The 11486-nt window shown below is 37.7% G+C and carries 11 protein-coding genes; 1 reads left to right on the top strand and 10 read right to left on the bottom strand.

What is annotated here, in order from left to right; all coding sequences use genetic code 11:
* Window positions 1-84: 84 nt before the first annotated feature.
* From I2F23_RS03595 to I2F23_RS03635, 9 genes are all read right to left on the bottom strand, one after another.
* The gene (locus I2F23_RS03595) at window positions 85-225 is read right to left on the bottom strand and encodes a hypothetical protein (protein ID WP_195771205.1); all 141 of its coding nucleotides are present in this window, start codon (window positions 223-225) and stop codon (window positions 85-87) included.
* Window positions 226-370: 145 nt separating this feature from the next.
* Entirely contained in the window at window positions 371-1099 is a 729-nt protein-coding gene (locus tag I2F23_RS03600) for a hypothetical protein (RefSeq protein WP_195771206.1), read from the bottom strand.
* A 2-nt stretch (window positions 1100-1101) separates the two neighbouring features.
* A complete protein-coding gene (gene aroB / locus I2F23_RS03605; protein WP_195771207.1) occupies window positions 1102-2190 on the bottom strand; it encodes a 3-dehydroquinate synthase in 1089 nt (362 codons plus the stop codon).
* A gap of 29 nt (window positions 2191-2219) precedes the next feature.
* A complete protein-coding gene (gene aroK, locus I2F23_RS03610; protein WP_195771208.1) occupies window positions 2220-2750 on the bottom strand; it encodes a shikimate kinase AroK in 531 nt (176 codons plus the stop codon).
* 36 nt (window positions 2751-2786) lie between these two features.
* A complete protein-coding gene (locus I2F23_RS03615) occupies window positions 2787-4889 on the bottom strand; it encodes a type IV pilus secretin PilQ (RefSeq protein ID WP_195771209.1) in 2103 nt (700 codons plus the stop codon).
* A gap of 57 nt (window positions 4890-4946) precedes the next feature.
* On the bottom strand, window positions 4947-5471 hold the full coding sequence (locus I2F23_RS03620) for a pilus assembly protein PilP (RefSeq protein WP_195771210.1): 525 nt from the start codon (window positions 5469-5471) through the stop codon (window positions 4947-4949).
* The gene (locus tag I2F23_RS03625; protein ID WP_195771211.1) at window positions 5471-6181 is read right to left on the bottom strand and encodes a type IV pilus inner membrane component PilO; all 711 of its coding nucleotides are present in this window, start codon (window positions 6179-6181) and stop codon (window positions 5471-5473) included. Before I2F23_RS03625 ends, I2F23_RS03620 begins: the two co-directional genes overlap by 1 nt.
* A 3-nt stretch (window positions 6182-6184) precedes the next feature.
* Window positions 6185-6820, bottom strand: coding sequence for a PilN domain-containing protein (locus tag I2F23_RS03630; protein WP_195771212.1), 636 nt, complete (start codon window positions 6818-6820; stop codon window positions 6185-6187).
* On the bottom strand, window positions 6820-7878 hold the full coding sequence (locus I2F23_RS03635; RefSeq protein WP_195771213.1) for a pilus assembly protein PilM: 1059 nt from the start codon (window positions 7876-7878) through the stop codon (window positions 6820-6822). Before I2F23_RS03635 ends, I2F23_RS03630 begins: the two co-directional genes overlap by 1 nt.
* 171 nt (window positions 7879-8049) lie before the next feature.
* On the opposite strand from I2F23_RS03635, the gene I2F23_RS03640 reads away from it, so the two are divergent.
* A complete protein-coding gene (locus I2F23_RS03640; RefSeq protein WP_195771214.1) occupies window positions 8050-10596 on the top strand; it encodes a penicillin-binding protein 1A in 2547 nt (848 codons plus the stop codon).
* Between the two features lie 19 nt (window positions 10597-10615).
* Here the strand turns inward: I2F23_RS03640 and I2F23_RS03645 are convergent, their stop codons facing one another.
* Window positions 10616-11458: a putative RNA methyltransferase gene (locus I2F23_RS03645; RefSeq protein WP_228284747.1), complete on the bottom strand. Its 843-nt coding sequence runs from the start codon at window positions 11456-11458 to the stop codon at window positions 10616-10618.
* Window positions 11459-11486 lie beyond the last annotated feature (28 nt).

Consider the following 11486-nt stretch of genomic DNA (forward strand, 5'->3'; position numbering starts at 1 on the left):
TTAATTGATGCTCCTGAATGAGCGACACATAGTAAATTTTCTGTATTACTTTATTCCTATATCTTTTAGAAATAAATTAGACTTTTAGACAGGATCGCTATCTTTATTTTGATTCATCAGATATGAGTTCATCTGAATAAATGCACACTTTTGATGCAATAAAAGCGCTATTTGAATAATATTTGGTAATTTTGCACCAAATGGATAACAAATAAACAAGCTCATGCACCAATACATGCAAAATAAGTGCCAAAAGGTGTAATTTTTAGAGAGTAGAAAATCATTTTCTTGTATTTATTCATGTTAATTTTTTAAGATGGTGCACTGTATTTTATGTAATAGAAAAAAATTGCGTGTTTACATCACCATTTTAGTGCACATTTAGAGCTTGTGGCTCCGAAGCAGTAGAAGAAGATCGCTCAAGTACATCTGTAGCTGTTTGAATCGGATTAGGTAAACTTGTTGCTCGAGGTACAGGAGCATTCGTTAGATTCACTTCATAAAGTTTTGCATCCGATGATAGTTCATCTGTACCCATGTCATTGACATGTTTTGCATAGGTTGATAATGGCTGTACTGCTGGATGTAACGAATGAGGTAAATTCAAATTAAGATTTTGTAGTGCACGATTGGCTTGTGGTTCATTCGGGTACAAACCATAAGCCAAAATATAACGGTCTGGTTGGTTCTCGTTAGAAAGCCTAAAATAAATAAATTTATCGCGATCTTCCCTTTGCTTTAAGAAGTCTCTAATCACTTCTTCTTTACCGACTGTCAGCAACTCTAATGTAAAACCGTATGGATTACGTTGAATAAATTTAGTTCCCCTAAATTCTGCTTCATGTGTACCAGAAATAATGGCGCGTGTTGTTTGCTGTAGTGGTTTTACTTGATCATCCAACACACCCAAATTGGTCATGGCAGCAACTTTTTCAGATTGAAACTGTGGATGAATATCCTCTTCTTCAATATTCTTTTCTGGCTTAGGCAATGCTTTTGCTGTCAGACTTAAAAATAGTGCAGCAAATAAACAAATAGTGCCTATTCCAAGCGAAACCCATGGTAGGAAACTACGCTGTTTTTTTTGCTGCTTAGACATATTTATTGCCCTTTATTCTGATTATTTAAGATGGCTTGCTTCATTGCGTCTACATCAAAGTCATCTGTAATTACAGCTTGACCAAGTTGTTTCATTAGAATTAATCTAATTTTACCATCTAATACTTTTTTGTCATGAGACATGTAAGCCAAAAATTCATTTAGCGGTATGGTCGGGCATGCAATCGGTAAGTTTGCATTTTGAATAATTTGCTTAACACGTGCTAAATCTTCAGACGAAATCCAGCCCATTAAATGAGATAGATCTGCCGCCATAACCATGCCAACAGCAACTGCTTCACCGTGTAGCCATGCACCATATCCTAAATAAGATTCAATTGCATGACCAAATGTATGTCCTAGGTTTAACAGTGCGCGCTCACCCTTTTCATGCTCATCATTTGCAACAATACGTGCTTTATGTGCGCAAGAACGATAAACAGCCTCGGCCAAGGCTTTTTCATCTCCCGCAGTAAGTTGATGAATATTTTGTTCTAACCAAGATAAGAATTCGACATCGCCCAATAGTGCATATTTAATAATTTCTGCAAGACCTGCTGAAAGTTCGCGTGGTGGTAATGATGCCAACTGTGACATATCTGCAAATACGACTGATGGTTGTTTAAATGCACCAATCATATTTTTACCTAAAGGATGATTAATTCCTGTTTTTCCACCTACGCTCGAATCAACTTGTGACAATAACGTTGTTGGTACTTGAACAAAGTTCACACCACGCTGAAAACTTGCTGCTGCAAAACCTGCCATATCACCAATTACTCCACCTCCTAAAGCCAAGACAGTGCAATCACGATTAAAACCTGCAGATAATAAAGCATCAAAAATAAGATTTAAATTTTCAATATTTTTAAATTTTTCACCATCACGCAAAATACAATATGCCGTTTTTTTATCTAATTTATTTAATGCGTTTTCATATACATCTAGATATAAAGGAGCAACCGTTTCATTCGTAACAATCATGACTTGTTTACCCAAAACATATGGCTGCAACAAATCTGCTATATTGAGTTGACTCCCAATAAATATAGGGTAACGGCGATCTCCAAGTTCAACATGTAATGTTTGCATAAAATTAAACCAGTTTTAAAATTAGGGAATTACTCTAGAATTTCATCAAGAATTTGATACGCTAGATCTTTTGCTGCACCACTATGGGTATCTATAACAAAATGTGCAACTTCTCTATATAGAGGATCTCGAATCGTCAGTAAATCATGCAAACGTTGCTCTGGATTTTCAACTTGTAATAGTGGACGATTTTTATCTCTGTATGTTCGTTGCAATTGAATTTCTACAGGTGCAAATAAATAAATGACAATACCACGCTGTTTGAGAAATTGTCGATTTACTTGTTGGGTTACAGCACCACCACCTGTGGCAAGTACAATCTGCTTTTGCTGAGTTAACTCACCTAAAACACAAGCTTCTCGTTGACGAAATCCAAGTTCGCCTTCTTTTTCAAATATCCAAGGAATGGAGGCACCAGTTTTTCTTTCTATTTCATGGTCACTGTCTATAAACTCTCGTCCAAGAATTTCAGCCAAATGACGTCCAACTGTTGTTTTCCCAGCCCCCATGGGCCCTACCAAATATATATTTGGTAGGGTAGTTATTGCTTTTTTTGGCAAGGAGCCACCTACTTCATTACATCAATTAAGCTTATATTAATGATTTCTTGAAACAGTGTCATTAACAATTCGTGGTGTAATGAAAATCAGTAGCTCTCTTTTTTGTTCTGAACGTGTTCTGTTCTTGAACAAATTACCTAGCCCCGGAATATCTCCAAGTAATGGAACCTTGTTGACACTATTTGACGTTGTATTCTCGTAAAGTCCACCAAGTACAACAGTCTCACCATTATTAACTAACACATTCGTTTGCAATGTATTGGTATCAATTGCATATCCTGCATTCGTTAATAGACCTAAAGTATCTTTAGAAATATTTAACTTCATTTGAACTTTGCCATCAGGTGTAATACTTGGTGTGACTTTTAACTCAAGTACTGCATCTTGGAATGTTGTCGTCGTTCCACTATTGGCACTTGTAGTTGCATACGGAATTTTTGCACCAGATTTAATAATTGCTTCTTGTTTATCACCAGTCATGACTTTAGGTGTAGACAATACCTCTCCTAAACCATCGGTCTGTAATGCCGATAATTCTAAAGAAAGTAATGAATCTGCTGTGTTTAAAATACCAAAAGCAATGCTTGAAGAACCTGCAATTGTAGAGCCCAAATCAACACTTAAGTTATTTGAAAGAGTGTTTGATGTTCTAAGCGTATTTACATTTGAAATTGAGCTACCAATTAGTGTACCTGTACTACGTGTATTGGTTCCATCTGTTACAACACCACTACGCCCAGTATAACCCCATTTCACACCAATCGATTTAGAGAAATCTGTAGACGCACGAACAATACGTGCTTCAACCATAACCTGTTTAACAGGAATGTCGAGTTGTTTCAATAAATCTTGGATTTGAGAAATTTTATTGGCAGTATCATTTACAATGATTGTATTTGTACGATCATCTACAGAAATTGTACCTCTTGGGCTTAGAAGCGAACCACCGCCATTATCATTACCATCAGTAGGTTCTCTTCCATCTGTATTTCCTGACTTTTTAGTTGCAGAAATCAGCTTTTGAATATCTGATGCTTTTGCATAATTCAACTGAATATATTCAGTCTGTAAAGGAGCAAGTTTAATTGATTGTGAATATAATTTGGCTTGCTCTTCATCATACTTAATCATGTCAGCAGTTGCTGCAATCCAAATAACATTACCTGTACGGCGCTGATCTAAGTTTTTCGTTTGAAGAATTAATGCAAGTGCTTGATCAGCAGGAACATCTTTTAAATGAAGTGTAATGCTTCCTTGAACATTATCTGCAACAACGATATTCTCGCCCGAGAAATCTGCAAGCAACTGGAGAACTCTTCGAATTTCAATATCTTGGAAATCTAGAGAAATCTTTTTACCTGTATATTTAGGTGCTTGAGTTGCCCTTTGGCTTGGATCAACCTTTTTACTTACATTAATAGTTAACTTATTTTCAGCCTGATAAGCCATATAGTCAAAACTATTGTTTGCTTGAATTTCAACAATTCCATTATTGCCATCGTTATAGCTATCTACAACAGAAACAGGCGTAGCAAAATCATTCACGTTCAAACGACGTGCCAAATACATTGGTATTTTATTTCCAGCAAATCGTGCAATAATCTTATTATTACGTTGCTGCACATCTACGGGTGTTTTCGGATCTGAAAGATCTATGATGATCTGACCCGCACCCTTATCATTTCTTTGGAAACTGATATTTGAAACACCTTGTACAGCCGATGCTACTGTAGATACAGGTTTAACATCGTTTACTTGCGATGCAGGTACAATCTTTAAAATATAAGTATTCCCTTCAACACGTGTAGAAAACTTACTATTTTGTTTTAAGTCAACATTTAAACGAGTACGCCCATTGTCTGACGATAAGTTTAGTGCACTTACCTGATCGTTTGAGAATGGAATTTGACTTTGTGTTGTAGAATTTGCCGTATCAGGAAAATCTAAAATAAGCTGAGATGCCTGTTGTACTTGATATGCTTTTGGCTGCGGAGGCAAACCATTAAACATAACACGTACTTCAGTACCCTGATTTAACTGCATTGGCACAACATTAGTCACAGCAACACCAGCCTGTGCAGCTTGCATGATTGCAACTACTGCTGTACCTAAAAGAAGTTGACGAGAGATAGAGTTCATGCTGTGATCATCCCCAAAAAATATTGAATTACAATTTTCATTATTATCCCCAAAAAATTAAGATGTTTGACCCAATAAAACTAAAGCTCGTGGTCGCTCAACATATCCGCCATTGCCATCAGAGATAACTTCTAATAAATCAATCTTGGTTGGAGATATTTTCACAATTCGGCCTTGATTAAGTCCCATATAGTTACCCGCCTGAACACGATAAATTTGTGAGTCAGGTGCTTGTATGAGCGCAATATCATTACCATTTGCACCGCGTAAAGTCCCTTTCATCGCTAACGACTCAAGTGGATATACCTCTAGCGGTTGTTGTGCTCTAGAAAAATTCGGATAAACACGTTTACCTGCCATAACCTTGAGCTCTGTATACAAAGAGCTTGGTAGGAAAGGACTACGTAAATTTTGTGCCCCATATTGAAAAGAGGGTGTTGTTTCAAATATTGGTGCTTTTTCTACAGGTAATGGAGGTTGATTTTTAATAGACTCCATTTCTTGATTGACAACACTCGTTCTCGATCCACACCCAGAAAGAAGAAGCAAAACGCAAGTTAAGCAAGTTAATTGATAACGCATTATTTGGCCCCTGTACTTGAATTCGGTTGACTGCCTAACGAACTCAGCTCATTGCCTAAATAGCGGTATGTTTTTGCATTTACAATATAGCTTAGCTCAGGTATTTCAGATTTTTTATTGCTATTCGGCTGTGCCGTAATTGAAAAATCTTGTAAAGTGACAATTCGTGGCAATAAAGCAATATCACTTGCAAACTGACCGAATGCATGGAAATCGCCAGTCGCTTCAATCGAAATCGGTTGCTCTAAGAAAAAGTTCTGTCGAATTTCTGGGTCAAGACGGATATTTTTAAACTTCAAACCAGACTCTACACCAGTAACGTTAATGTCCTCAACCAGCCCAGGAATCTCAGACTCTTTTGGTAATTGTTGAAGTTGTTCATTAAAACTGTCTTGCATTGTTTTGAGCTGTTGCTCATAACGCTCTAAGTTTCTTAATGTAGATTCTTTTTGACGATACTCATTCAGCAAATTCTCTTCTTGTGCACGTGCTGTCGAAATTTGATCGATGACACTGCTCACAAGAACAAAATAACCCACTACGCAAATGACAAATGTAATGAACAGCCAACATGTAAACTTAACAATAATTGGCCAGCTTCCATAGTTATTTGGATCGAGTGAGTTAAACTGCTGGGTAAACTTTTTAAATGTCATCTTCGACTTAGGGGGTTGTGTTGACACATCATTCAAATCATTTTCTTGACTCATGGTTTACTCCCCCTCTTCTCTGTCTTCATCAACTGTCGTTAATGCATTAATATCTTTTGCTTTCTCGCCTAGATTTGCCGTCACTACGAACATGCCATACTTGTCTTCGTCACGTGGGACAACCGAACCAGGTGTAGTTGGATTTGACTTTGTATCATTTGCTAAGAAAGAACTCATAAACACATTACGATACCAAGGAGATGCCGACATCAGACGCATTAATTCCGCAACTGCATTTGGACTTTCAGCACGTCCTTCTAATGTAAAGCTGTCGCCATTTCTCGTAAATTTAGTTAAATATACGTTTTTAGGAATAACTCGTGGCAATTCATCAACAATGCGTACAATAACAGGACGTTGAGATTGAAGATTTTGAATCAGATGCATACGATCTACAATTTCTTTTCTTCGCTCTTGAAGACCATCTAAAGAACTTAACTTCTGATTAAGCTGATTATTATGATCTACGATGATCTGATTCGCTTGGTTTTGATCTGTGAGTCTTTGATCAAAGAAGAACCATGTTGCTGCAACGATAAATACCCCAATTAAAGCAGCAACCACTGACATAAAGACAAATGCTTTTTTCCGAGCTTCTCGAAGCTCATCTCGCCAAGGTAACAGGTTAATTTTAGACATTAATCAAAACTCCTTAACGCAGCACCACAAGCAACCATTAACGACGGCGCATCTTGTTTAATCTGTTTAATATTGACTTGAGGAGAAAAGGTCATTTGTAGGAAAGGATCAGCAACCGTCACGCGATAACCTAATGTGCTTTGCAAAAACTTTGCTAAACCCTCTAGATTTGCTGTTCCACCGGCAAGTAAGACATGGTCAATTTCATCATATGGCGATGCTGAGAAAAAAAGCTGTAATGAACGCATGGCTTGTTGTGCTAGCGAGTCCATAAATGGGTGCAATACCTCCGATTCATAATCATCAGGTAAAGTATCTTCTTTTTTGGCACGACCTGCTTCTGCATAAGACAGTCCATATCGGTCCTGAATGTCGAGCGTTAATTGACGACCACCAAAATTATGCTCACGTGTGTAAACAATTTTTCCATGATCTAGAATCGACAAAGTCATCATCGAGTGACCAATATCGAAAAGTGCAATAACTTTTGCTGCAATTGGTAGTGTATTTTCAAAAACAGTAAAGGCACGCTCAACCGTTAAGCTTTCAACATCCGCTACTTTAGGTGTAAGACCAGCGTAAATTAATGCCTCATTACGCGTATCTACATTTTCTGTTCTTGTCGCAACCAATAAAACATTCACTTTGTTTGTCTTGTTTGGTACAACAGATAACACTTCAAAATCTAAACTGACTTCGTCTAATGCAAATGGAATATATTGCTCAGCATCTAAACGAATTTGAACTTCACGTTCATCATCATTCATATCCTGATCCATTTCTATGACTTTAGAAATTACACTTGCAGTTGGCACTGCAAACGCAGCCGCATCTGAGCGAGGATTACCTTGCTCAATCGCAGCTTGAATTGCTTCCGAAACAGCTTCCGGATTAACAATATTTTTTTCTACCACGGCACCTTCTGGTAGGGGTGCAATCGCATAGCTTACAACTTCATAGCGACCGCCTTTCACAGAAAGTTCCAAAATCTTCACAGAAGTTGAACTAATATCAACTCCCACTAACCCCTTTTTCGGTTTACTATTTAACCTAAGCACAATAAATATCCCAATCAAAACAATCTATTTTTATAAGAACAAACGCGATAACTTAAAACTACTGTTCGCAAGATAACCAATATAATAACGTATATAGTACTTTTTATGCGAACATTCTAAGCTATACTTTCATTCTGCTGCCCAATTCATATATCAAAACTAATACATATTATGAAAAATTCATATTGCTCAGGTCGAATTTACCCACTTTTTTTGCTACTAGTTATCATTATTATAGCAGTTCCGGTCGGTTTTTATGGAATGTATCTCTACATTGCACCATCTCTTCCTGATATGAGTAGCATCAAAAAAGCCCCTTTACTCAAACCAATTCAAATTTATACCTCCGATAATCAACTCATTGGTGAATATGGTGGAAGGCTTTCAGTACCTATCGAATACAAGCAAATTCCTCCCCAGTTCATTCATGCATTCTTGGCTGCTGAAGATTCCTCCTTTTTCGAACATAGTGGTATTAGTTTAAAAGGCCTTGGACGCGCAGTTAGCGAGAGTATCTCAGGCTCCGACGTGCAAACTGGTGGTTCAACAATTACCATGCAGGTTGCGAAAAATTATTACCTTAGTCCCGAAAGAACATTAAAGAGAAAACTTACAGAAGTCTTCCTTGCCCGAAAACTCGAGCAAAATTTAAGCAAAGAAGAAATTTTATCACTTTATGTGAATAAAATCTTCCTCGGAAAAAATGCTTATGGTATTGCTGCTGCAGCTAAAATTTATTACAACAAAAATTTAAATCAACTTAGCTTGGCTCAAATGGCCATGATTGCAGGTCTACCTAAAGCACCATCTAAATACAATCCCGTTGCAAATCCAGAGAGAGCTCTAGAAAGAAGAAACTGGATTCTCGGTCGAATGTTACAACTTGGCTATATTAACCAGCATGAATATCAAATTGCTGTTGCAGAATCATTAAATTTAGATATGCCAGATCGAGGTATTACCACACAATTCCCATATATTGGTGAGTTAGTTCGTTCCGAAATTGTAAGCAAATTTGGTACAGCAGCTGTAGATGCCGGTTTTAAGATTTATACCACAATTAATAGCAAACGTCAGGCTTATGCAGAAGAAGCAGTTCAAAATGGTTTAGAAGAATATGATCGCCGTCACGGATGGCGTGGTGCAGAAGCACACGACAAGCCATTAAGTCAATTTTTCGCTTATGCAAATACTTACCCTGCAAAAGTGGTTGAAGTAAACCAAACCAGTTTTGTTGCTGAACAAAAAGATGGTAAGAAAGTGACTGTTTCTTGGGAAGGCATGGCATGGGCAAGACCGTACCAAAATGCAAATAGTGTTGGCCCTGCACCAACAAAAGCATCTCAAATTGTTAAAATAAATGATATTGTTCGACTGCGCCCAAACGCTAACCAAACGTTATGGTCACTTGTTCAAATTCCAAAGGTTCAAGGTCAACTTGTTGCATTAAATCCAAACAATGGGGCTGTAGAAGCAATTGTGGGCGGATACAGTTACTATCAATCAACCTTTAACAGAGCATTACAAGGCTGGAGACAACCAGGTTCTACAATCAAGCCATTTATTTATGCATTGGCACTCGAACGTGGCATGACACCAAATACGATGGTAGATGATGATCCAATTACCATTGGAAAATGGTCACCTAAAAACTCAGATGGTCGTTTTTTAGGTATGATTCCTTTACGTACCGCTTTATATCTTTCTAGAAATACAGTATCTGTACGATTGCTACAAAGCGTCGGTATTGAACGTGCTAGACAACTACTTATGGATTTTGGTTTACAAGAAAACCAAATTCCTCGAAACTATACTATTGCATTAGGGACTCCCGAAGTATTACCTATTCAAATGGCAACAGGGTATGCAACCTTTGCTAACGGTGGTTATCGAATTGAGCCTTTTTTCATTGATCATATTGATGACGCTTACGGCAAAACGATCTATCGTGCTAATCCAGATTATGCATGTATTCCCTGCATAGATGAGGAAAGTGCAAAGAAAGCAGGACAAATTTCAAGTACGCCAGATGATGAAGCATTTACAACTCACCATCAAAACAACCAAAATGTGCCAAAGCTAAAACAAGTCGATCAAAACCAAAGTGATTACCGTCAAGCACAAAGAATTTTGAAATCAAGTTCAGCTTATGACATGGCGAATATACTCCACGATGTTATTCAGATTGGTACAGGTCGTGCGGCTCTTTCAGTGGGACGAGATGACTTAGGTGGTAAAACAGGAACAACCAATGATGCAAGAGACGCATGGTTCTCAGGTTTCAATGGAAAGCTAGTAACAGTTACTTGGGTAGGCTTCGACCAACCAACAACGCTAGGTAAGAGAGAGTACGGCGGTGTCGCTGCCCTTCCTATTTGGGCAAATTTCATGAAAAATGCTTTAAATGGTACACCATATGCATGGGTCAGCTTCGATAAAAATGCTTCCGATCCCGATCTGCATATGACACCTCAACAGCGTCTTTCTCAAAGTGATGATCGAGCATCACCACCATTAGCTCATCCTATTTATCGCGCAGTTGTGCCTGCAAAACCAAAAATCAATAAAGATTTTGAAAACTTACCTGAAGATTCCGGTCTTATCCCAGAGAGTGAAAATGAAAACAACTCGACAAATAAGGTCGCAAATCCTGCACCTACGCCAGCACCATCAAGTAAAAAAGATGATTTAGAACAGCTTATTAATCAAGTTCAATAAGATTAGGGAAGCCGCTTAATTAAGCGGCTTTCTTTTTAAATAGATATAGCTGAAAACTCGCAACCACATCAAAAGAGGTGTGTAATTCTAATTGTTCACGACGCTCTTGTTTTGCTTTATACGCATAAGGTGTCATCGCAATTAAATTCTTTAAAGCCTGTTGGTTTAAGTTTAAAGGAGCATGAATACATTCTTTTTCAACAAGTTCAAAGTGATCTTCAAGTTGTTTTTCAATTTTATCAGGATCATGTAAATTCACCTCACCAAACAAGGCCTCTCTCATTGCATACAAATGTTTAGATGCTGCAACAGCCACCAAGCAATAACCTTCAGGCTTTAAAACTCTTAATATTTCATCAGTAGGAATAGGACTAAAAAGTGTTGTGCACATATCCATAGATGTATCAAGCACGGGTAAAACAGCGCCTGTACCTACTATCCATGTGACCGATCTATTTGTTTTTGCGGCGCTTTGTACTGCACTTTTAGAAATATCTACACCTACACAAATATCCGTCGATGCTTGCATCGAACTGGTGTAATACCCTTCACCACAACCAATATCAAGTAAGTATTTTACTCCATACTTTTTTATACAAGCAGTAATCGCTTGTTTTAAAGGTGCATAATAGCCTTCTGATAAAAAAGCACGTCTTGCAGTCACAGACTCAGGCGTATCTCCTGGTGTTTTACTATGTTTGTGCTGAACTATATGTAAATTTACATAGCCTTGTTTCGCCACATCAAAACTATGTTTTTGAACACATTGCCAAGTTTTTTCCTGCAAGAGAAGTGCTTCCCGACAAACAGGACACATTAAATAAGGTTTAGCAATTGCTTCCACTTGTTCAGACTCCATCATAAAAAAAGCTGGTCAATTGCCAGCTTTT

Origin of the sequence: Acinetobacter pollinis (assembly GCF_015627175.1) — a bacterium.
Classification (GTDB): Bacteria; Pseudomonadota; Gammaproteobacteria; order Pseudomonadales; family Moraxellaceae; genus Acinetobacter; species Acinetobacter pollinis.

Bases quoted from the DNA above. Each gene is read 5' to 3' on its own strand.
- I2F23_RS03595 (WP_195771205.1), bottom strand. From the start codon at position 225: ATGAGCTTGTTTATTTGTTATCCATTTGGTGCAAAATTACCAAATATT.
- I2F23_RS03600 (WP_195771206.1), bottom strand. From the start codon at position 1,099: ATGTCTAAGCAGCAAAAAAAACAGCGTAGTTTCCTACCATGGGTTTCG.
- aroB (WP_195771207.1), bottom strand. From the start codon at position 2,190: ATGCAAACATTACATGTTGAACTTGGAGATCGCCGTTACCCTATATTT.
- I2F23_RS03615 (WP_195771209.1), bottom strand. From the start codon at position 4,889: ATGAACTCTATCTCTCGTCAACTTCTTTTAGGTACAGCAGTAGTTGCA.
- I2F23_RS03620 (WP_195771210.1), bottom strand. From the start codon at position 5,471: ATGCGTTATCAATTAACTTGCTTAACTTGCGTTTTGCTTCTTCTTTCT.
- I2F23_RS03625 (WP_195771211.1), bottom strand. From the start codon at position 6,181: ATGAGTCAAGAAAATGATTTGAATGATGTGTCAACACAACCCCCTAAG.
- I2F23_RS03630 (WP_195771212.1), bottom strand. From the start codon at position 6,820: ATGTCTAAAATTAACCTGTTACCTTGGCGAGATGAGCTTCGAGAAGCT.
- I2F23_RS03640 (WP_195771214.1), top strand. From the start codon at position 8,050: ATGAAAAATTCATATTGCTCAGGTCGAATTTACCCACTTTTTTTGCTA.
- I2F23_RS03645 (WP_228284747.1), bottom strand. From the start codon at position 11,458: ATGATGGAGTCTGAACAAGTGGAAGCAATTGCTAAACCTTATTTAATG.